The sequence below is a fragment of the Pseudoalteromonas sp. SG43-6 genome (genome assembly GCF_014164365.1).
GTDB classification, from domain to species: Bacteria; Pseudomonadota; Gammaproteobacteria; order Enterobacterales; family Alteromonadaceae; genus Pseudoalteromonas; species Pseudoalteromonas rhizosphaerae.
In genome coordinates, this window is the sequence record NZ_JACJEZ010000005.1 from 1 (window position 1) to 23487 (window position 23487).

A 23487-nucleotide genomic window follows, 5' to 3' on the forward strand; every position below is an offset into this window, starting at 1 on the left:
AAATTCCCGCTAGGTTCTAGGTTCTAGGTTCTAGGTTCTAGGTTCTAGGTGCTAGGTTCTTCAAAAATTTATAAACAACTATCTGTGTATCAAACTATTCTTAGAACCTAGGGCCTATTTCTTCCTAGTACCTTGTCACTTTTGTATGTGACTTAGGCTAAATAAACTCATTAACGCAGCTAAAGCGAACTACACACAGCAGACGTTCACCTAAGTAGTTTAGTCTAAGATAAGGCGGACACTCGACTTATCCCTATGAGCATACGCTCTTGTATGTGATTAGGGTCAGTAACTAAGTGCCAAACTACACATCTGCAAGTGTAGGAGCGCTAGCAAGGCAGTGAGTTTATTTATGCCAAGGAGCATACGTATTTTGTATGTGACTTAGGCTAAATAAACTCATTAACGCAGCTAAAGCGAACTACACGCAGCAGATTACATTTGCTCCATGACTTCGATGCCTAAAAGATCTAGGCCCGTTTTCAGCGTATCCGCTACCAAATTACACAGCACTAAACGGCTATCGCGTACACTTGGCTCTACGCCTTCTTTAAGTACTGGGCAAGCTTCGTAGAAGGTCATGTATAGGCTGGCAAGCTCGTATAGGTAACTACATAATACGTGCGGTGTTGCCTCACTGATCATTTGATCAAGTACTTCTTCTAATTGCAGTAGTTTAAGTGCAAGGGTTTTTTCTTGCGGTTCAACAATAGCGACATCTGCGTTTAAGCTTGCTGCGTCTACGCCTGATTTACGGAAAATACTGCGTACACGAGTATAAGCATATTGTAAGTAAGGTGCTGTTGCCCCTTCAAAGCTAAGCATACTGTCCCAGTTGAAAATGTAATCACTGGTTCGGTGCTTAGAAAGGTCTGCATATTTAACTGCGCCAATACCTACTTTACGGGCAATTTCACTGCGCTCTTCATCAGTTAAGTCAGACTCACGTTCAGCAAGCTTAGCAGCAGCTCGAGTGATTGACTCTTCAAGTAAATCAGCAAGTTTTACCGTGCCACCTGTACGCGTTTTAAATGGTTTGCCGTCTTCACCCATCATGGTGCCAAATGGGCAAAATTCGTAGCTAGTTTCATCGCGTAGTAAACCGGCTTTACGTGCAGTAAGCTCTACTTGATTGAAGTGTAGGCTTTGACGCGCATCAACAAAAATTAAAATGCGGGCTGCGCCTAACTTGTTTGAACGGTAATCACAGGCGGCTAAATCGGTGGTTGCGTATAAGAAACCGCCACCTGATTTTTGCACGATAAACACTGATGGCTCACCATCTTTATTTGCCAGCTCATCTAAAAACACCACCTGTGCGCCTTGTGACTCAACAGCAATATTCTTATCTTGTAATAACTTAATGATATTGTTCAGTTCACTGTTATAAGCACTTTCAGCCATGATGTCGTCTGGTGTAAGCGTTACATTTAAGCGTTTATATACTTCTTCAGAATGCTTTACCGAGGTTGCGATAAACAACTTCCATAGTTTTTCACAATGCGCGTCGCCACCTTGTAGTTTTACTACGTAATCACGCGCTTTATCTGCAAAACCTTGTTCATCATCAAAACGCTTTTTAGCATCGCGGTAGAAGGTTTCTAGATCAGCAAGTGCCACAGAATCTAAATCAACACCTTGGCTGATTTGATCTTCCAGATGCGCAATCAGCATACCAAATTGCGTGCCCCAATCGCCCATGTGGTTTTGACGAATAACTGTATCGCCACGAAACTCCAGTGCGCGTACTACTGCATCGCCAATGATCGTTGAACGTAAATGCCCAACGTGCATTTCTTTAGCAAGATTAGGTGATGAGTAATCAACCACTACTTTTTGCGGTTGTGCATGCTCAGCAACAGCCAGCTTTGCATCTTGGTTTGCCGCTTTTAAGCTTTGCGCTAAAAACTCAGGTTTTAGGTGAATATTGATAAAACCAGGGCCGGCAATTTCTGTTTTGTCTGCGATATCACTTACATCTAAGTGATCAATAATTTGTTGTGCAAGCTCTCGCGGGTTGCTTTTCATTTTTTTAGCAGCGCCCATTGCACCATTAATTTGGTAGTCACCAAATTGTGGGCGGGTACTCTGTGTTACCGCAGGGTTAGTATCTGCAGGTAAGCCAGCGGCAGTCATGGCTGCGATGGCTCTTTCAATTAGTAGGGTACGAATATTCATGTAATTTATTACCTTTACCAGCCCGCGTTAGCGGGCTTTAAATTAAAATTTGAGTCTAATTTTCACGCGTGTGGTTAAATGTCACTTCTGGATAGCGCTCAATTGATAAGTTAAGATTTACACGACTCGGCGCTATGTAAGTTAAGTTATCGCCGCCATCAAGCGCTAAGTTGCTTTCGCATTTACGTTTAAAATCTTCAAACTTTTTAACGTCAGTCGGACTTACCCAACGTGCGGTATTTACATTTACGCTTTCGTATAAAGCATCTACGTTATATTCTGCTTTCAAACGCGCTACAACCACATCAAACTGCAATATACCAACCGCGCCTACAATTAAGTCGTTATTAATAAGCGGTCTAAATACTTGTACTGCACCTTCTTCAGATAGCTGCACCAAGCCTTTTAATAATTGCTTTTGTTTAAGTGGATCACGCAGACGAATGCGGCGGAATAATTCCGGCGCAAAGTTTGGAATACCAGTAAATTTAAGCTTTTCACCTTGTGTGAAGGTATCACCTATCTGGATCGTACCGTGGTTATGTAAACCAATAATATCACCTGCAAAAGCATCACCTGCACGCTCACGATCACCCGCCATAAAGGTTACCGCATCAGAAATACTGACTTGTTTACCTATACGCACATGGTTCATTTTCATGCCTTGGCTGTATTTACCCGACACAATACGCATAAACGCAATACGGTCACGGTGCTTAGGGTCCATATTCGCTTGAATTTTAAATACGAAGCCAGTGAAGTTCTCTTCTGTTGCAACAACAGTACGGTCTTCTGTTTCACGCGGTAATGGCGTTGGTGCCCACTCAGTTAGGCCATCAAGCACATGATCAACACCAAAGTTACCAAGCGCAGTACCAAAGTACACTGGTGATAACTCACCCGCTAAAAATAGCTCTAAATCAAATTCGTGCGATGCACCAATAACAAGTTCTAACTCTTCACGCAGTTGCCCAGCAAGCTCATCGCCGATCGCTGCATCAAGCTCAGGATTATCAAGCCCTTTAATACTGCGTACTTCTTGAATAGTATGACCTTGGCCGGTTTTGTATAACAAGGTCTCGCCGCGGTGAATATGATAAACACCTTTAAACTCTTTACCACAGCCAATTGGCCATGTGATCGGTGCACAAGCTATATTTAGCTCTGTTTCAACTTCGTCTAACAACTCCATCGGATCACGAATATCGCGGTCACATTTATTCATAAATGTGACAATTGGCGTGGTACGTAAGCGCGTTACTTCCATTAATTTACGAGTACGATCTTCAACACCTTTAGCCGCATCGATCACCATCAAACATGAATCGACCGCAGTTAAGGTACGATAAGTATCTTCAGAGAAATCTTCATGTCCTGGGGTATCAAGTAAGTTTACTAGCGCTTTATTGTATGGGAATTGCATAACAGAGGTCGTGACCGAGATACCACGCTCTTTTTCCATTTCCATCCAGTCAGACTTGGCATGTTGATTAGAGCCACGGCCTTTAACGGTACCCGCTTTTTGAATAGCTTGTCCGAACAACAGTACTTTTTCGGTGATGGTAGTTTTACCAGCATCCGGATGCGAGATGATCGCGAACGTGCGTCGCGTATTGATTTCGTTTAATAAATTAGACATGTAAGCCGCTTTAAGTCATAACAAGGCGCAACCAAAAACAAACCTAAGCACAGGTCTTCGCTACGCACTGTAAATATAAAATAGAATTAGTCACATTATACCTTGTTTGTCTTAGCCAAAAAAGCAACGATTGCAAGTAATTAGCCGATAACTTGGTTTAAAATCAGCTCAACCCGTTTGCTGCAGCGAACGCACTAAACTTGTGTAATTTTACGCTAACGCATACTATTGATAGATTACATGGAGGATATTTTGTTTGGGTATGAGAACAAGTAAGTTAAGTATAAGATTATTATGGTATATCACGCCTTTGGTGATTTTACCGTTATTGTTTTTAGGTGGCTTTACTCTCACCAACGTTACCAGCTCCACACAAAAACAAGCCGAGCTCATTGTTAGCCGTTTTGTTGAACAGCAACAACAAAAAATGTTCAATTACATCGATTCATTCCACTCCACTACAAAGTTACTCTCGGCCTCCCCTGTACTAAGTGACTTTTTAGCAGATGACTTACGCGATAACGGCAATTATACCCGTCGTCTAGGCGCACTAATGGATGTATTTGCAAGCTATTCAGAAGCTTATCCCGATATTGTTAGCGTAAATTTAGTCTCTCCGGATGGTCAAAGCGACGCCTATTACTCCAGTAATTTAAATACCGCACCAACCAGCTATCCATTTTTCTCACAAGTTTTACAAAGTAACTTACGCCAACAACAGTTTATGGTGCAAAAACAAGATGGCACTACCAGCTTGTATTTTATTCAACGTATTTACAGTGCTGATTACTACCTTAAACGTCCGCAACAATTAGGGTTTATTGTGTTGCATGTTGAGCCATCGATTTTAAATACCAGCATTTTAGAAGCGCCCTATAACAATACCTTAAATTTATTACTGACCAGCAATGGCAAAATATTATTTAGCTCAGACTACAATAAGCGCGGTCAATATATTAGCGAATATGAGCTGCAACAAATTCACGACTTAGCCGATCTAGGTAAGCTCTCAACCATAGAGTTATCGAGTATTGATAAAGTTGAGCGGATGATTTACGCCATCCAAATGAGCGGCGGTTATTATTATGTCTCTACCATTCCCAAAGCCTTGCTTTATCAATCCGGCAAAGCGATCAGTTTGATCACCGCCTTGATCGTGATTATTTCAGTGATCACCCTGCCGATGCTGATTTTTATTGTGGTACGTAATTTACTACTTAACCCAATTGAGTTACTTGGGGCAGCCAGCCATCGAGTAGGTGACGGCGATTTGTCGGTATATTTGCCTGCCCATAATAATGATGAGGTGGGGGTATTATTTAATGATTTTAATCACATGGTGAACCAAATTCGTCATTATCAAGACGAACTTGAAGAATATAAACATCACTTAGAAGATAAAGTCGAAAGCCGTACCAAAGCACTTGAAACCATGAATAGTCAACTCGAGGTGGCCATTGCCCAAGCGGAACAAGCGAACCAATTAAAAAGCCGCTTTTTAGCCAATATGAGTCATGAGATACGTACACCACTAACCGCTATCATGGGCTTTACTGAGCAGCTATTACACAGCCAAAATACAACCGGCGACGCTTGGCACCTAAATACTATATTACGTAACTCTAAACACTTACTTGAACTCATCAATAATATTTTAGACTTGTCGAAAATCGAAGCCGAAAAATTAGCTGTTGAAAAAGAACCGCTAGATATTGTGCAGTTAGTTCATGATATTGATTCGATTATTCGTCCTTTATCACAAGAGAAAAAACTTAACTGCAATATCAATTTTCACTTACCATTACCGCGTATAATTAATAGTGATAGCACTCGTTTAAAGCAAATTCTCATTAATATTGCCAGCAATGCAGTGAAGTTTACCGAGCAAGGTTTAATTGAATTAGATATTACCTATAACAGTGATTTACAACTCATAGAATTTGCCATTAAAGATAGCGGTATTGGCATGTCAGAGCGAGAAGTTGAACGGGTATTCAAACCTTTTGAACAAGCTGATACAACAACAACACGACGCTTTGGCGGCACTGGCTTAGGCTTATGTATTTCTAAAAATTTAGCACAATTGCTCGGTGGTGATGTTTATGTAACAAGCACGCCAGGCCAAGGAAGCTGTTTCTGCGTGCAAATTGCCTGTAACTTACCTGCTGATAAACAACAAACAGTGCCAATGCTGACTGAGTTAAGCCAATTAACTCCCGCTAAGGACTTACAGCTTTCATTCGCAGAAAATAGCTTTGATGCCAATATATTAGTCGCCGAGGATAACCCTGACAACCAAGTACTAATCAAGTTATTACTGCAAACATGGGGGCTTGAGCCTGATATAGCCAACAATGGTGCAGAAGCTGTTGAAATGGCGCTGGTGAATGACTATCAATTAATCATTATGGACATGCAAATGCCGGTAATGGGCGGCTTAGAAGCCACACAAATGCTCCGCCATGCAGCCTACGATGGGCCGATCATTGCACTTACCGCGAATGTTATGAAACATGACGTAAACACCTATTTGCAAGCCGGTTGCGACGAAGCACTGGCTAAGCCTATCGATAAAGATGCCTTAGAAAGTGTGCTTGTTAGCTATTTAAATATTGAAAAAGACAGCCAGAATAAATGGGATAGCTTGCTAAACAGCGAAAAATTTCAACAGATCAACGACAACTATCGCTTAAAACTGCCAGGTTATTTAACCGACGTTACGCAGCTATACAATAATGGTGAGTGGGAGCAGCTCAGAGCGCTGGCCCATAGTTTAAAAGGCAGTGCTGGTTGTTTTGGTTTTAGTAATATTCACCATGCGGCGGCCACACTTGAAGATAATTTACGTGGCCGTGATCACAACCGCCGTGATTATTTAGCACTGAGCTTAATTGAAGCGATAAAATATACCTTGCAACAAGAACAGTCATTAACCAAAAAGTAATGTCATTCCCATTAAGATAGCATCTTCATGGCCATTTTTTGATGGGTCACTACTTGGGTAGTAATTTTTACGTACCGACATTTCACTAAAGCCTGCCTGCTCATATAAGGCGATGGCACGAGTATTGGTTTCACGTACTTCTAAAAATAAGTTTTCAGCGTGGTGTTTTTCGCCGTATTCAATAAACGCTGCAAGCAATTGTTTGGCAATCCCCTGCCCCTGAAAATCAGGTGCCACGCAGATATCCATTAAAGTAAAATCAGGCCCTGCTTTTTCACCGATATAAAAACCAATAATTTGCTGCTCATTAAACGCAGCTAAATTAAAGTAACGCCCAGCGAGACATGATTGCATAGTGTTTACTGTCCACGGATGAGTGTGACACGCGTTCTCAACACGCATCAGCGCATCAATGGATAATTCATTAACAGATTCAAAGGTTATCAAGGTGTGTGCTCATCAGCGCCCATAGCGCGCGTTTATTATCAGCATTAAGCTGCTGGGTTGGTAAGCTCAATTGACCATCATGCCATGCAAGCTTATCGCTTTGCACTACTTGGCTAATTTTTAATGGGGCAATAGCGCGATTTAAATCAGCCAATAGCGTTGTACTTAGCTCTATATTTACCTGCAGCGCTGCACTTGGTGCATCAGAACGTTGTTCAGCGACAGGCTGTAATCGGAAATGCTGATTTAGTTCGAGGTTTTCTATACCAAAAATAGCTGCGTATCGTGGATGCATAAAAACTCAGTAGACTTAAACACTGGAACAATATAAGAAGTAATCAAGGCTATGTAAAGAAGAAGTGGCAGGGGCGGAGAGACTCGAACTCCCAACCATCGGTTTTGGAGACCGCTGTTCTACCAATTGGAACTACGCCCCTGCAATGACGACGAATTATAGAGAAGTTTCGCTAAAGGTAAAGAAAAAAATCACTCTTTTAGTTTAACTGCTTTTTAAATAAACAAAACGGCGAATTAGCCAACTAATTCGCCGTTTTTATAATTACTTACCTAAACTAGGATAAGCCTTCATATATATCCATGCTCAGCATTTTTTACTTTTTGCTACTCGCAGACGTTTTAGTTCAGCTTTGGCCCAGACTGATGATTCGGCCATATCACAACGAAGCCCGTGCTTCTTTTCAGTAGTAAGCGCGGTTAGGTTCAATTCTATTCACTTTTTATACTCAACTTGTTGTCCATTTTTAAAGCGTATCAAAACATGAGCGACCAGCTGCATATCAAGTCATACTAAGTGATGCAGACTCTGTTGTTAAAACTCATAACTCGCTTTTGCCCCAAAGTTATTTAACGCTCGTCGATATAAAAATATCCTTACTATTTTTTTCTTATTGTTTTTTAAGCGAAACTTTGTTGTTTGTGCATGTACATAAAACCTTTCAGGTTGCTTAATAGCATCGGCAGTACGATCAATGCGAAGGCAATGTTAGATAAAGGGACGGCTAACCAAACATCATCGATACCTAGATATTTCGGCAAGATGAATAGGAAAGGAAACTGTATCAACATATTGCCGACGGAAACAAACAGGGCTTGTCCGCTTTTACCAACGGCGACGAAGTAGATGGACGCCATGAATAAGAAGCCATCTAAAAACAATGCCATTAAGTGTAAACGAATACCGTTTTTGCTTGCTTCAAGTAATGCATCATTGCCTGTAGTAAAGATGCCGATAAAGATTTCTGGAAAAATGTTAAACAGTATTACCAAAGCTATACCGGACCCAACGGTAACAGAAAAAGCCAGTTTTACGGTTTCGCTAATGCGTTTGTATTGCTTGGCGCCTAAGTAGTGACTCACTGGTGGCTGCAAGCCGCTGACTAAGCCTTCAGCGAAGAAGTAGTAACAGCTCGCTAAGTAGCCAACAATCGCAAATGCGGCTAACTGCGTGGTGTCTCCGTAGGCCATAAATTGCATGTTATGGAACGCCATGACGAAGCTGAAGTAGATAAACATCACTAAGTTTGACGACCCTAATTGCACGATACGAATGGCGATGGTCTTATCAAGTTGTTTGACCGATAGCTTGGTTTTAGCTTTTGACAACGTAAAGTAACGTATATCGGTAAAAAGCACCCTCTCGCTAAAGAAGATGTATTGATTCTTTCGCAACTACAACAATATCGTCAGTTCGTACTATGTAACCGCTCAGGAGAGAACCGCGAAAATGCCCTAAGCCCAGATCATTGGGATTTAGACAGTTATTATTTGATTTGTGAATTGGTAACGCAGAATCAAGGCTGGGCCATATTTTGACTTATAGAACAAAGTGTCAGAGCATTTTTTCAGTGATGTTCCGAATAAAAAAAAGTCCGCAATTACGCGGACTTAATTAAGATTTAATGCCGTTAGTGCCAGACGTTTCAGGCCTAAAAATTATTCCCACTCAATAGTCGCAGGTGGTTTTCCTGAAATATCGTAAACAACGCGTGAGATACCGTCGATTTCATTAATGATGCGGTTTGAAACCAGACCTAAGAACTCATACGGTAAATGTGACCAACGTGCAGTCATAAAGTCGATAGTTTCTACACAACGAAGACTTACAACCCAATCATACTTACGTGCATCACCCATAACGCCTACAGACTTCACCGGTAAGAATACCGTGAATGCTTGGCTTACTTTATGGTAAAGCTCGGCTTTGTGTAGTTCTTCGATGAAGATAGCGTCAGCACGGCGTAATAAGTCACAGTACTCTTTTTTAATTTCGCCAAGTACACGCACACCTAGACCAGGCCCAGGGAACGGGTGACGGTAAAGCATGTCATACGGTAAACCTAGCTCTAAACCAATTTTACGTACTTCATCTTTAAATAATTCACGCAGTGGCTCAACTAAGCCCATTTCCATGTCATCTGGTAAGCCGCCCACATTATGGTGAGACTTGATCACATGCGCTTTACCAGTTGCAGACGCTGCTGACTCGATAACATCTGGGTAGATAGTACCTTGACCTAACCATTTTGCATTTTTAAGCTTTTTAGATTCGCTATCAAATACCTTAATAAATGTATGGCCAATCGCTTTACGCTTGTCTTCTGGGTCTGATTTACCAGCAAGATCCGCTAAGAATAATTCTTCGGCATCCACTTTGATAATGTTTAGGCCAAACTTATTGCCAAACATATCCATTACTTGCTGACCTTCGTTTAAACGCAGTAAACCGTTATCAACAAATACACAGGTTAAACGGTCGCCAATCGCGCGGTGAATAAGCATAGCCACCACTGATGAATCAACACCACCAGATAAACCTAAGATTACTTCGTCATCACCCACAGTATCTTTAATGCGCTCTATGGCGTCATCAATGATTTTTGCAGCAGTCCACAGTTTTTCACAACCACAAATATCAATCGCAAAGCGTTCTAGCAAACGTTGGCCTTGATGAGTGTGGGTTACTTCTGGGTGGAATTGTACGCCGTAAAAACGCTTTTCTTCGTTAGACATTGCCGCATGTGGGCAAGTAGATGTCTTAGCTGTGGTTTTGAAAGTATCTGGAATTTCCATTACTTTATCACCATGGCTCATCCACACGTCTAAAATGCCTTCACCGCCATCGGTAATGCTGTCTTCAATGGCATCAAATAATGCACAGTTACCGACTTTTTCAACTTGCGCGTAACCAAACTCTTTCTTATCAGAGCTATGAACGCTACCGCCAAGCTGAGTAGCCATTGTTTGCATGCCGTAACAAATACCAAGTACAGGTACGCCTGCATTGAATACATACTCAGGGGCACGCGGGCTGTTTTCTAAGGTTGTTGACTCAGGGCCACCAGATAGAATGATACCTTGTGGATTGAACTCACGGATCTGCTCTTCCGTTACGTCCCATGCCCACAGTTCACAGTAAACACCAATTTCTCGCACACGGCGGGCGATCAATTGCGTGTATTGCGAACCAAAGTCTAAAATAAGAATTCGTGAATCGTGAATGTCTTTGCTCATTGAGGGTCTCGTTAGTCAAGAACTAGCACTCAGGTTACCTGAATGACTATAATAAATAAGGGCTAGCGAAGCTAGCCCAGTAATTTTAATAGATTTGAAGCTATTAACCTAAGCGGTAGTTAGGTGCTTCTTTGGTGATTTGCACATCATGAACATGTGACTCACCCATACCTGCTGAAGTAACACGTACAAACTGAGGTTTAGTGTTTAATTCTTCAATCGTGGCACAACCGGTTAAACCCATTGCGCTGCGCAGGCCGCCAACTTGTTGGTGAATGATTGTCGCGATTGGACCTTTATAAGCCACACGACCTTCAATCCCTTCTGGCACAAGCTTGTCTGCTTGATTTGATTTTTGGAAATAGCGATCTGATGAACCTTCTTTTTGGTTCATCGCACCAAGCGAGCCCATACCACGGTATGACTTGTAGTAACGGCCTTGGTAAAGCTCGACTTCACCAGGCGCTTCTTCAGTACCCGCTAGCATTGAGCCAACCATCACACATGATGCACCAGCAACAAGTGCTTTTACAATATCACCTGAGAAACGAATACCACCATCAGCAATCACTGGAATGTCACGACCTTTTAGGCCATCAACAGCATCAGAGATAGCTGTGATTTGTGGTACACCACAACCAGTAACAATACGCGTAGTACAGATTGAACCTGGGCCAATTCCTACTTTAACTGCATCAACACCGGCGTCGGCAAGCGCAATCGCACCTTCAGCTGTTGCCACATTGCCAGCTACAATTTGTAGTTCAGGGTAAGTTTGACGAGTTTGTGCAACACGGTCGATAACACCTTGAGAATGACCATGTGAGGTATCAATTAGTAATACATCAACGCCCGCTTCGACTAATGCAGCAATACGCTCATCAGTACCTGGACCTACACCAACGGCAGCACCTACACGTAAACGACCTTGTTCATCTTTACATGCATGTGGTTTGTCTTGTGCTTTTTGATAATCTTTTACTGTGATCATGCCTTTTAATTTAAACGCATCATCAACAACAAGGATTTTTTCGATACGGTGTTCGTGCATTAATCCTAAGATTTCATCACGCGCAGCACCTTCTTTTACAGTGACTAACTTTTCTTTTTTAGTCATCACTGTTGAAACCGGTTGCTCAAGCTTGGTTTCGAAACGCATATCGCGGCTGGTAACAATACCAACAAGGCCGTTTTCAGCGTCCGTTACCGGAAAACCTGAAAAGCCTTTTTCTTCAGCAAGTACAATTGCATCTGCAATGGTTAAATCCGCTGTCACAGTAACAGGGAAAGAAACAATACCCGCTTCATACGTTTTAACTTTACGTACGTTTTTGGCTTGTTCTTCAATTGTCATGTTTTTGTGGATAAAACCTAAACCGCCCTCTTGCGCTAGCGCAATCGCTAAGCGTGCTTCGGTAACAGTATCCATAGATGCTGAAACTAGCGGCAAGTTAAGTTTGATACCACGCGTTAAGCGAGTTGAAATGTTTGCCGTGTGTGGCAAAACAGTAGAATGACCGGGTACTAAAAGTACGTCATCAAAGGTAAGAGCTTCTTTAGCAATTCTAAGCATTTTGGCAACTTCTCACATGTGGATCTTGTTTAAGGAATTGCGGCCAAATTTTATCAGCGTTGTGGGCACGAGTAAATAAGATTTCACAATTATTTATGATAAAATACCCCCATCATCGCTTTTTAGAGTCGCTTTATGGCCGTAACATCCCAGCAGCAAACGATTTATACCGTTTCTAGGTTAAATAGAGAAATAAGAACCGTACTCGAACAAGGATTCGCATCGTTAAATTTAACCGGCGAAATATCAAATTTCATTACACCAGCCTCTGGTCATTGGTATTTCACGCTCAAAGATGATCGCGCTCAAGTAAAAGCGGCGATGTGGCGAGGCAACAATCGAGGCCAACGCTATCGCCCTGAAAATGGCGCACAAGTGACAGTTCGAGCCCGAGTATCGCTGTATGAACCGCGTGGTGACTATCAGCTGATTGTTGAACACATGGAAGCTGCTGGCGAAGGGCAACTAAAGCAACAGTTTGATGAATTAAAAATGCGCTTAGCCGCCGAAGGTTTATTTAGCTCCGCCCATAAACAACCATTGCCTGGGGTTGTGCATCGTGTTGGTGTTATTACATCAGCCACAGGGGCGGCTATCAAAGATATTTTAACGGTACTTAAGCGTCGAGCGCCACAACTTGAAGTCGTGATCTACCCTGCTATGGTGCAAGGTAAAGACGCGCACCTACAATTAATTGATAAAATCAATATTGCTAATGCCCGCAATGAAGTTGATGTAATTATTTTAGGCCGCGGTGGTGGATCACTAGAAGATTTATGGTGCTTTAACCATGAGCTACTGGCACGCGCTATTTTTGCCAGTAACCTACCAATTATCAGTGCTGTCGGTCATGAAATTGATACCACCATTAGCGATTATGTTGCCGATGTGCGCGCCGCAACGCCAAGCGCGGCTGCAGAGCTTGTTAGCCCCAATAGCAGCGAACTTTATAATCAAATCCAACAACAATTAAATCGCTTAGCCAATGCGTTTAAACATCAGTTATCTGCAAAGCAAAGCGTTGCAACAGCACTTGAGCACCGTTTAACATTATGTCACCCGCGTAATCAGTTAAATCAACAAGCGCAACGTTTAGATGAATTGACAGTAGCATTACAGCAGGCGATACAACATCGGCTCTATCAATATGAGCGCCGCTTAAATAATCTAACGCCGCGACTAATGCAGCGCTCACCAGATCGCAAAATTACTCAGGCAAGTCATCAATTACAGCAACTGCAAGGGCGTTTAACACAAACCATGCAGCAACAATTACACAGTGCCCAAAATGCCCTCGCAATGCAGGCTAGCCGATTAGAATCTGTAAGTCCGCTCAATGTACTCGCTCGTGGTTATAGCATCACTAAAAATGAGCAAGGGCAAGTGATTAAGTCTATTAAGCAAGTAACTCAAGGTGATTTAATTGTAACCGAGCTTGCTGATGGCGTAATTCAAGCTCGTGTCAGCTGAGGCTCGTTATTCTGACTCAGTACTTAATAATAATGAAAAATCGCGATCGCTTGATTTTGAAGTACTGACTTTAAATTGCTGCCAAAAGTCTTGTTGTACCAACTTATCGTTGAGTTCGCGCCATTGGGTATGATCAAAATCATCTACATCCTTTGGCGCTGCAAGTTCAAATTTACATACCGAACTTTTACACTGCGCACTAACCAATTCAGGGGTGATGCCAAGATCAGCAATCTGTAAAAAGTCTTTCATGGCAGTCTCGGTACGATAAGCCCACTCTTCATTGCGACTTTGCTCAGTAAACTTGTCTAGCAAAGCTTGTTCAAAATCGGACGGTGCTTGCAATTGTTGTTCGTAAGCTTTTACTAATTTTTGCTGTTGCAGTAACTCACGCTTGAGCTGTTGCACTTGTTGCTCAAGCGGTTGCTCTTCTGCCGTTTGCTGTTGTGGTGCAATGGCCATTTTTTTGCTATCAATCGCTTGTGCAAAATTTGCTGCTTGATTAGCAACAGCTGTTTCAACGTCCGTCGCCATTATATCGCGTTGCTGCTCAACCTCGTGTGTTAGCAGTGTATGAACAGGTGTTGTCTTGCTTGAGGCCAACTGAAAGTAACCCCAAGTTAAAACCACGCCAGCAGCAAACGCCAGCACACGAGAAAACAAACCATTATTACTCATTTATAATTCCATTTATGGTTAATTTTGATTTATAACATTGCGCTGGTGTGCGATTCGTTTTCAGCTTCAACTTCTAAAAAGTTTTGATTCATGCTTTGCGCTGGACAGGGGCAATTTGGTTTACCAACAATTTTAGCTGGTACGCCTACAACCGTGGTGTGTGGTGGTACGGCGCTCAGTACCACTGAGCCTGCGCCAATTCGGGCGCCCTCGCCGACCTCAATATTGCCGAGCACTTTAGCCCCAGCACCAATTAAAACACCGGCGCGAATTTTTGGATGACGATCACCTTTTTCATTACCAGTACCACCTAGAGTAACTGATTGTAAAATAGAGACGTTATCTTCAATAACAGCTGTTTCACCAATCACTATACCAGTTGCATGGTCAAACATAATACCATGGCCGACTTTACAAGCAGGATGGATATCAACGCCAAATACTTCTGAGGTACGGCTTTGAATAAAGCGAGCGAGCTCTTTACGGTTTTGTAACCATAAGCAATGGGCGAGTCGATGTGCTTGAATTGCATGGAAACCTTTTAAATTTAATATCACAGTTAAATATGTATCGGCAGCGGGATCACGATCTTTAACGGCTTTTATATCATGGGCGACATGAGTAAGCATTCGATCACATTCAACAAAAGCCTGATCAAATAACTCCCGGATAGTAAATGCAGATACCACTGCGTCTGCCAGCTTATTAGCAACAATAAAGCTCAACGCAGACCCTAAGCACTCATGATTTAAAATGCATGAATACACATGACTTGCTAACAGAGGTTCACGGGTAACGACTTCATTTGCTTCGGTGCGGAGCTGTTGCCAAATTTCATGACGCATAGGACGGCCTTAAATTAATACGAAGATAAGCTTTTATGCAGTTTAACGGATTTCAAGTCAGATGTGTTAACGCTGCGGTTATTTGTTCTGGTTATTAGATATAACTAAATTTCAAAATCATTCTTTAATAATCTCATTATAGTTTTACACAATGAGTTACGACAGTAGATAAAATTAACCCGTCGCTATAAAAAATATAGATTTTAAAACTCAATAACTAAACATCAATGAAAGTTATCCTGTCATATGACAAAATAACAACTGGCGTAAAGCTGACGGCGTAAAAAATAATAATAAACGCTAAATTAGCATCATCAACTTAATAAGGAATACGATGATGAACAATGACATACTCAATACAAAGAAACTAGGCTATAAATTTTACTTTCAAGATGGCGACGATCAAATAGCCTGCTTTGGCAGTTACTTCACCGGTAAGGAAGAAGTCTATATTAATGATGAGCTAGTTAGTGAAAAGCGAAGTATTAATGTCACAAGTAAACACCAATTTGAACTATCAGGTAATACTTTTAATGTTAAGTTTGAAATGCACAATATTTTAACTGGTAGGCTTGAGTGCTCACTGTTTAAAAATAAAAAGTTAGTTAAAAGCTTAGAGCAAACAACTTTATTTAGTAACCCTAAAAAATCAGCTCTTTTTATTGCTGGGTGTTTTGTTGTTGGTTTTACTGTTGGGTATATTATTTCAACATTAGCTTTGGGGAAATAATCATGCAATTAAACCCCAAAACTATAAAAGCATTAAGGCAAAAGCTTGATTGGACTCAACAACAGCTTGCAGATGCCTGTGACGTAAGTTTACGAACTATTCAACGGGTAAAAAAAGAAGGCGCAGCGTCTAAAGAAACCACCATGGCCTTGTGTGCAGTGTTAGAAGTACGTCAAGGTGAGTTAATAAAACTTGAGGAAAATACAGTTTCAGTTGCTCAGACACATACTTTAAATACGCAAAGTATCACAACAATTTTAGCGCTGTCGTCCATTGCCAGCTTTGCGCTTGGCATGATCACCGTGTTTTTAATTATGAAATAAGGAGATTTAAACTATGTCAAAGGAATCGCGAGGACACATCACCTTAGTGCTTATCGTCAGTGCAATTATACTTTTTGGATTAGGTGTAAAAATTGGCGCAATGTTATAAAAATGCCCCAAATTTGGGGCATCTAAATTAAGCTTCTTAGTTATTTAAATGCTCGTTATTCAAACACCTTATCTACAGCAAGTACTTCAATATTTTTCGCTGGTATTGCCAGTTTGTAATCAGCGATTACTTTATCCTCAGCAACTAATTCAGCTGGTTTCTCTGCATTATATACCATAGGGGATGTTTGCTCTGACGCTAGGCGCTTTTGCATATCTTTTACGTCGCCGGTGATAAACACATACTGAATATCATCCGTTTGTAAGTTCTCTTTTATGACACGATTTACATCAGCTACTGTCAGTTTTTCAAGCTTGCTCGTTACATACTTTACGAAAGTATCGGTGTTGTAAAACTCACTATCTAGCGCATACCCTAATTGACGGTTTTGGCTTGCTACCATTTGCGGCACAAAGTTAATTAAGAAGTTACGCGTTGCGTCAAAGTCTTTTTCTGTCATGCCATTTTTGATTAGCTTATCAAGTTCAAATAAAGCGGTACGCGTTGCAAAATGAGCGTCATTGTTCGAGCGCAGCGGGCGAAGCCATACTTGAAATATTTGCTCAGAGCGGCCTAAGTTTGCATCAGGCTTAGTCTGGAACATACCTCGTGGGAAATACTCAATATACGCGTAATCGCCGTAGTTCATACCGCGGGTTTGACGAATGCGCTCATAAAGATATGAGTTTGAACTGCGGTGCTCACCAAAGTATGAGCGAACTAACCACAGTGCCGTCCAGTCTTCACTACTGCGAATGGTATCAATTGGGAAGCCAAACGATACCGCAGTCGATTGCGCTGATTTTTCTACAATTGTAGCGTGATGACCTTTTAGCGCTGGTGCATCAGGAATCGATAAACGACTTTGCTGACCTTTAGGCAAAGCACTTAAATCGCTAAACATGGTTGCTTTAAGTGATTCAGGTACTGCGCCAATTAAACCGACAGTTAGTTTAGCTTGAGTAAATTCTTTCGCATAAAACGCTTTCACGTCATCAAGTGTTAATGCTTCTAAATCAGATAGATCACCGTAGTTATAGCTCTCATATGGGTGACCTTGATACAGCTTATGATAAAGCACTTCTTTACCTAGCTCTTCGTCATTTGAGGCTTTTAGGCCAGATTTTATACCGTCGATGAGCTCTTTCTTAAGGCGTTTAAAGTCATCTTCTCTAAAGCCAGGATTTAGTAACTGCTCACTAACCAGTGCATACCATTGTGTAGCGTTATCTTTATGGACACGCCCTTGTAGCGAAATCATTTCTTTATCTATCTGATAACCAAAGCTACCTGCCAATGGATAAAGTGCCTGTTTAATGTCGTTGTAGCTCTTCGCCTGTGAACCACCTTGAGCAAGCATGGCCGCAGTGAGTGCAGCTACGCCTTTTTGACCTTTAGGATCAGCCGCAGCACCGGTATGGAATAACCAGTTAATATCAATCAATGGCGAACTATTGGTTTTATCTAGCACTTTAAAATGACGCTGTTGCACAGTTTGCTTGCTAGCAACGAGAGTGTTTAAGTCCACTTCTTGTTCAAAACCAGCCACTTTATCCAGTGCAGACATAGTCACAGTAGTACGACCACTGTCTACAAAATACTTATTAGCAATGTCTTTAATATCTTGCGCGGTGATGCTATCTGCCGTTGCATATAACTGATTGACGACTTCTGGATCGCGCTCAAAATGCATATAACTGGCAAGGGTTGAACCTATAGCTTGTGATGAGTCTAGGCCGTTAATAAAGCTGTATTTAAGATTGGATTTTAAATCAGCTAGCTTTTGGCTATCAACCAACTCAGTGCGAGCTTTTGCGTAGGTGCTATTAATTGCATCACGAGCAACCGCTAAATCAGCCTCATTTTCAACTTTCACAAAAACATGTAATAAGCCGGGATCTTTGGTATCAGGGTTATAGCTAAACATTTGGCTAGCAATTTGTTTATCAACTACTAACTCTTGGTAAAGCTCTGAGTTGGTTGAAAAATAAAGCTGTGACAGTAAATCAAGCGCGGCTCTGTCTTTTTGTTTTGGCTGCCAGGCTGTGCCTTTATAAGATACTAATAACCAATGCCCTGGTAAGCCTTCGTTTTGCTCATGTATATATTTCGCCGCTTGCTGTTTTGGTTCGGTTGGAATATCAGCAACGAAATCGCCTTTTTGCCATTGGCCCCAGTGTTTTTTAACCATAGCCATAGTTTCAGCTGGATCAACATCGCCTACAATCACTAATGACACATATTCAGGTTTATAAAACTTAGCAAAAAACTCTTTACCGTATGCCATTTGATCCGGCATGGCTTCAATATCTTCAAAAAAGCCCATGGTGGTATGTTTATAAGTATGTTTTTCGAATGCTTCATTACGTACTGCAGAAAGTAACTTACGAACCGGGCTGGCATTATTTTTAAGGTATTCGCCTTTAACTGTTAATGCTTCGGTACGAAATTGCTCTTCTGAATAAGTCAGGTTTTGAAAAATATCCGCTTCAATTTCAAGTACTTTATCAAGATGTTGCTTTGAAAAGTTTAAGTGATAGTTAGTGTAATCATTGGTTGTATAAGCGCGATTATCAACCCCAGAATTTTTTAGAATATCAGAATACACATCTTGCGGATATTTTTCAGAACCTTTAAACATCATGTGTTCAAAAAAGTGTGAAAAACCGGTTTTACCTGCTTCGACTTCATTACGAGAACCGACAGACACTGGAATTTGTAGTGATACCACATCAGGGTAATCAGTTTTCACCACCATAACGCGTAAACCGTTATCAAGCTCTTCTAATAAATAATCTTGTGAGAACACCCGATCATTACTACTGGCAACCGTTGACTGTTCAATCTCAACCTCTTTGACCATGTTTGAGCCGCTGTTATTTGCACAGCCGCTCAGTGCAAGCGTTACCGCAAGGCTCGTTGCTAATAATTTAAATTTCATTGCTATCCCTTGTTAGTTGAATAAATTTCTTGTTTTTAGTCATCCGATTATGCAACAAAGCAAGTCAATATAAGACCCCTGAGGTAATAAATTATGTAAACAGTTGTGTATCAGAGAACTCTTCATTCAGAGCAACATGAATAAAACTCACCTTCGTTGAAAAAGTTTCACTAAAAAAATCTATCTAGACGTCTAAATGGCTGCTATATTATTTGCCATAGACACTAACTTAGCTGGAATGAGGATTATGGCTTTATCACTACAAGAGAAAATTGAAGACACCAATCAGGGTGTGTACTTAATTGGTACCACCCCACCACGTATTGGTACTGATAAAGCGCAGCTTGAAATTATCGCCCAAAAGCTCTTAGCTCGTTTGCATGAAATTGAATACGATGGCGTGATTATTTATGACATTCAAGATGAAAGTAGTCGCACTGAGATGCCTCGCCCTTTTCCGTTCAAGCAAACGGTAGATCCTCGAGAATACAGTAACTTACTACGTAATTTATCGCATCAAGAAGTGATCACTTATAAAAGTGTTGCACAGCGCGGTGTGGCCGAATTTAAACAGTGGTTAAGCGAAACTAAAAACCAGTTTAATTTAAAAAACCTAGTATTAGTCGGTAGTCCATCATCTGACGGGGATATTAAATTAAGCCTGCCTGATGCTTATAAAGTCTTAAGCGAACAGCCTCAAGACTTCTTTTTAGGAGGCGTTACCATTGCCGAGCGCCACGCAAGTAAACGTAATGAACATGAACGCTTACTTGAAAAAACCACGCAAGGCTGTAAATTTTTTATCTCACAAGCTGTGTATAACGCGCAAGCAACCGTGGATTTGATCACCAGTTATGCGCGCAGCTGTAAAGCTCAAGGTATCGAACCTAAACGTATTATTCTAACCTTTACGCCCTGTGGCAGTGAAAAAACCTTAGAGTTTATGCAATGGTTAGGAATTTCCGTACCTGATGCAACTAAATGGCGGATGCTTGATTCGCAAAACCCACTGAGTGAATCTGTACGTATTTGCCGTGAAAACTTAGATTTAATACTAAGAAGTTGCGCGCATTTAGACGTGCCACTGGGGTTAAATATTGAAAGTTTAACCAACCGTAAAGAAGAAATTGATGCATCAATTAATCTTTACCGCTTATTAAAAGCGACAATGGAATTAAATCTTGCTGAAAAACAGATTGCTTAATAGAGTTAAACTTGAGCCTGCCCATTATTTTTAAGTGAACTAGTGTTCATGATTGTTGTTTTTTTAGGTAATTTTAAGTATTCTTGTATGCTAATTAGGTAATACTATTAAAAGGAATTTTAAATGCCATTAAATCCACAGGTGAAATAAGAAGTAATTAAAAACATTATAAAATATGAGAAAAAATTAATCACTTTTATCTAGACTCTCAGGGCTATGTAACCACAGGCGTAGGTCATATGATAAAAAACAAACAAGCTGCAACCCTGCTCCCAATGAATAAAGTAGTTAACAATCAACCGGGTCCTCCTGCAACTCCTCTAGAAAAGCAAAAAGAATTTGAAACAATAGCTAAACAAAAAAGAAATTATAAAGCTGAATGGTATAAGCAATTTACTACACTCATAATTAAAGATGTAGAAATTACACGCCAACTAGACAAACATATGGATTCTTTTTACAGAGAGCTTTCTACTCTATATAAAAAGTCTAATGGTTATTATGATGATTTTGATAAATTAGACAAAAATATACAAGTCGCATTATTTGATATGATTTTTAACTTAGGTGCAGTAAAAATTGTCACGAAGTTTACTGAGTTTGATAAAGCAATCAAAACTGGAGATTGGATTAAAGCAGCTAAAGAAAGCTATCGTCCTCAACTCAGCGCAGAAAGAAATAACTACGTAAGAGCAAAGCTATCTGCGGCTAACAGCATAAAGGTAACGACACCGTGAAAAACTTATCATTAGTATTATCGATATTTATCTGTGTTAGCTGCTCAAAATTATCTGCTAATGAAATAAAACCTAAATTATTTACTAATTATTTTACAGGTTTAGAATCTGAAATTGTGATGGATTACCAGAGCATTAAATTAAATTATGATTTAACTTTACGTTCAGAGAAGAATGTACACTTTTCTACCTGTAAACAAGTAGAAGAAACCGCTTCTGATGATATAGCAGTGAGCGAATTTCATTTGTTACAGATGTTGAAAGCGAACTGTGCCGCATTAAAACAGTACTCCCAAGCTAAAAGTTCAAACGTCAGTTATTTACAGGAAATTCTTGATAAAAAGGATATTAGCAATCTTCCTGCTACAGCTTCCCCTTATGTTAATAAACATGATAAAAGCCAAAGGCGAGGTAAAACACTAAGTGAATACCATAAAAAGTTTAATACATCATTGGACATTAGTGGAGCAATAAAGGTTGAGACAGAAACAGATCAGATGTTTTACTACGTTGTTGCCACAGGCGATTTCAATGCTGATAAAGTTCAAGACGCATTAGTTCGTATTGACTGGCAGGTAATTGATGCATTTAGTAAAGGGTTTAAGCTTATTATGGTTACGAAAAAATCCGCAGATAAACCATATGAAATAACTACACTAAATTGAAGTAAGAACCTTTAGCTGCGATTTTAATTTAAAAATTTATCTTTTTAGAGGGCACTCTAGCTTAGTAAAGTTATATCGCGCTTTATTATTAATACTATTGACTACTGAATTTAGCATATAAAACAATAAAGCTACGGCGCTCGTTTTAGCGCCGTGCTAGAGCTTTACTGACAGCTGATAACTAAAAACTGAAAGCTTTTATTTACGGCGTCTACTAGGTGCTCTTTGCCCTGTAATACGTTTTTTATCTCGGTCTTTTCGCGACTTATTAGAGTTTTTGCGATTATCTTTGGGCTTTTTATTTAGATCCGGTTCATAGCCCGCTAACCACTGCGGTGTTAGACGAGTATCAAGCAACACTTCAATTTCTTCAAGTAACCACTGCTCGTCAAGGCTGACTAATGACATCGCTAAGCCTTGCTCGCCAGCGCGCCCAGTGCGGCCAATACGGTGGACATAATCTTCAGCTATATAGGGTAATTCAAAATTAATCACATACTTTAACGACGCTATGTCTAGACCCCGAGCTGCAACATCGGTTGCCACGAGTACACGAGTGGTACCTTCTTTAAAATCTTGCAGTGCTCTATCACGTGCACCTTGAGATTTATCACCATGAATTGACTGTGTTTTTAAGCCATCTTTACACATTTCTTTGGCGAGTTGATCGGCCATTTGCTTTGTGCGAGTAAAGATCAGTACTTGGCGCCAGTTTTTCATGCCAATCATGTGCGAGACAAGCTCACGTTTACGGTCTTCATCAACCGCGTAAATGATTTGCTCAACTTCTACAGCCGCAGAATTACGTTTATTGACTTCAACAAGTTTTGGATCTTTTAATAACTTTTTACTGAGCTCAAATACACTATCGTCAAAGGTCGCTGAAAATAGTAAGGTCTGACGATCACTGGGAACATGGCGCAATATACGTTTAATTTCGTCAATAAAGCCCATATCAAGCATACGGTCTGCTTCATCAAACACCAGTGAATCAACACTAGATAGTTTAATGCTGCCTTTGATTATGTGATCCAGCAATCGCCCTGGCGTTGCCACTACAACTTGTGCATCTTTCATGGCTTTAATTTGCGGGCCAATACTGGCACCACCATAAGCAAGCGCGCCTTTAATATCAGTACCTTGCGCGTATTTTTCAAAGCTAGCAAAGACTTGCTGAGCAAGCTCTCGAGTTGGTGTCAAAATAAGTACTCGAGCAGTACCTGGCTCATCTTTACTTGGTGTATTAAGTAATTTATGTAACAGAGGTAATACAAAAGCAGCTGTTTTACCTGTTCCTGTTTGTGCACTCCCCATAACATCATGACCAGCTAAAATCAGCGGAATAGTTTTTAGCTGTATCGCCGTAGGGGTATGATATTGATTTTGTTCAAGTGCATTAAGCAGTACAGGATCGAGTTTTAACTCAGAGAAAGTAGTCGCAGACATAAGTTTAGCTTTGTGTAACAAATAATG

The 23487-nt window shown here is 40.7% G+C and carries 18 protein-coding genes and 1 tRNA gene; 7 read left to right on the forward strand and 12 right to left on the reverse strand.

The window, feature by feature from the left end; translation table 11 throughout:
* Positions 1–435 precede the first annotated feature (435 nt).
* Positions 436–2178: an arginine--tRNA ligase gene (gene argS, locus H5201_RS02950; RefSeq protein ID WP_182783684.1), complete on the reverse strand. Its 1743-nt coding sequence runs from the start codon at positions 2176–2178 to the stop codon at positions 436–438.
* 55 nt (positions 2179–2233) lie between these two features.
* Positions 2234–3817 carry a peptide chain release factor 3 gene (gene prfC / locus H5201_RS02955; RefSeq protein WP_182783686.1) on the reverse strand — a complete coding sequence of 528 codons (1584 nt, stop codon included), beginning with the start codon at positions 3815–3817 and terminating at the stop codon, positions 2234–2236.
* Between the two features lie 262 nt (positions 3818–4079).
* Here prfC and H5201_RS02960 point away from each other — a divergent pair, with 262 nt between their 5' ends.
* Positions 4080–6761, forward strand: a complete 2682-nt coding sequence (locus tag H5201_RS02960; RefSeq protein WP_182783688.1) for a hybrid sensor histidine kinase/response regulator — start codon at positions 4080–4082, stop codon at positions 6759–6761.
* On the opposite strand, the gene rimI is transcribed toward H5201_RS02960, so the two are convergent.
* The 6 genes from rimI to guaB form a co-directional block, all read right to left on the reverse strand.
* Positions 6747–7208, reverse strand: coding sequence for a ribosomal protein S18-alanine N-acetyltransferase (gene rimI, locus H5201_RS02965; RefSeq protein WP_182731775.1), 462 nt, complete (start codon positions 7206–7208; stop codon positions 6747–6749). The genes H5201_RS02960 and rimI overlap by 15 nt on opposite strands.
* Positions 7195–7503, reverse strand: a complete 309-nt coding sequence (locus H5201_RS02970; protein WP_182783690.1) for a hypothetical protein — start codon at positions 7501–7503, stop codon at positions 7195–7197. Before H5201_RS02970 ends, rimI begins: the two co-directional genes overlap by 14 nt.
* A gap of 65 nt (positions 7504–7568) precedes the next feature.
* Positions 7569–7645, reverse strand: a tRNA-Trp gene (locus H5201_RS02975).
* A 478-nt stretch (positions 7646–8123) separates the two neighbouring features.
* Positions 8124–8831 (reverse strand): MATE family efflux transporter, encoded by a 708-nt coding sequence (locus H5201_RS02980; protein WP_259399648.1) that lies wholly within the window; start codon positions 8829–8831, stop codon positions 8124–8126.
* A 330-nt stretch (positions 8832–9161) separates the two neighbouring features.
* Complete coding sequence (gene guaA, locus H5201_RS02985; protein ID WP_145235498.1) at positions 9162–10739, reverse strand: glutamine-hydrolyzing GMP synthase; 1578 nt, start codon at positions 10737–10739, stop codon at positions 9162–9164.
* Positions 10740–10842: 103 nt separating this feature from the next.
* A complete protein-coding gene (gene guaB / locus H5201_RS02990; protein ID WP_149982073.1) occupies positions 10843–12312 on the reverse strand; it encodes an IMP dehydrogenase in 1470 nt (489 codons plus the stop codon).
* 135 nt (positions 12313–12447) lie between these two features.
* Here guaB and xseA point away from each other — a divergent pair, with 135 nt between their 5' ends.
* Positions 12448–13782 (forward strand): exodeoxyribonuclease VII large subunit, encoded by a 1335-nt coding sequence (gene xseA, locus H5201_RS02995; protein WP_182783692.1) that lies wholly within the window; start codon positions 12448–12450, stop codon positions 13780–13782.
* 6 nt (positions 13783–13788) lie between these two features.
* Here the strand turns inward: xseA and H5201_RS03000 are convergent, their stop codons facing one another.
* Positions 13789–14460 carry a hypothetical protein gene (locus tag H5201_RS03000; RefSeq protein ID WP_182767234.1) on the reverse strand — a complete coding sequence of 224 codons (672 nt, stop codon included), beginning with the start codon at positions 14458–14460 and terminating at the stop codon, positions 13789–13791.
* A gap of 29 nt (positions 14461–14489) precedes the next feature.
* Positions 14490–15305 (reverse strand): serine O-acetyltransferase, encoded by an 816-nt coding sequence (gene cysE / locus H5201_RS03005; RefSeq protein WP_149982076.1) that lies wholly within the window; start codon positions 15303–15305, stop codon positions 14490–14492.
* A gap of 337 nt (positions 15306–15642) precedes the next feature.
* Between cysE and H5201_RS03010 the strand changes: the two genes are divergently transcribed.
* Complete coding sequence (locus tag H5201_RS03010) at positions 15643–16035, forward strand: hypothetical protein (RefSeq protein ID WP_182717228.1); 393 nt, start codon at positions 15643–15645, stop codon at positions 16033–16035.
* Positions 16036–16037: 2 nt separating this feature from the next.
* Positions 16038–16358, forward strand: a complete 321-nt coding sequence (locus H5201_RS03015) for a helix-turn-helix domain-containing protein (protein WP_182717143.1) — start codon at positions 16038–16040, stop codon at positions 16356–16358.
* Between the two features lie 164 nt (positions 16359–16522).
* On the opposite strand, the gene H5201_RS03020 is transcribed toward H5201_RS03015, so the two are convergent.
* A complete protein-coding gene (locus tag H5201_RS03020; RefSeq protein ID WP_182783694.1) occupies positions 16523–19408 on the reverse strand; it encodes a pitrilysin family protein in 2886 nt (961 codons plus the stop codon).
* Between the two features lie 247 nt (positions 19409–19655).
* Between H5201_RS03020 and H5201_RS03025 the strand changes: the two genes are divergently transcribed.
* From H5201_RS03025 to H5201_RS03035, 3 genes are all read left to right on the forward strand, one after another.
* A complete protein-coding gene (locus tag H5201_RS03025; RefSeq protein WP_145235486.1) occupies positions 19656–20612 on the forward strand; it encodes a methylenetetrahydrofolate reductase in 957 nt (318 codons plus the stop codon).
* Positions 20613–20851: 239 nt separating this feature from the next.
* Entirely contained in the window at positions 20852–21349 is a 498-nt protein-coding gene (locus H5201_RS03030) for a hypothetical protein (protein ID WP_064665912.1), read from the forward strand.
* Positions 21346–22014, forward strand: a complete 669-nt coding sequence (locus H5201_RS03035; protein WP_182762077.1) for a hypothetical protein — start codon at positions 21346–21348, stop codon at positions 22012–22014. Before H5201_RS03030 ends, H5201_RS03035 begins: the two co-directional genes overlap by 4 nt.
* A gap of 198 nt (positions 22015–22212) precedes the next feature.
* Here the strand turns inward: H5201_RS03035 and H5201_RS03040 are convergent, their stop codons facing one another.
* Entirely contained in the window at positions 22213–23460 is a 1248-nt protein-coding gene (locus tag H5201_RS03040) for a DEAD/DEAH box helicase (protein ID WP_182717146.1), read from the reverse strand.
* Positions 23461–23487 lie beyond the last annotated feature (27 nt).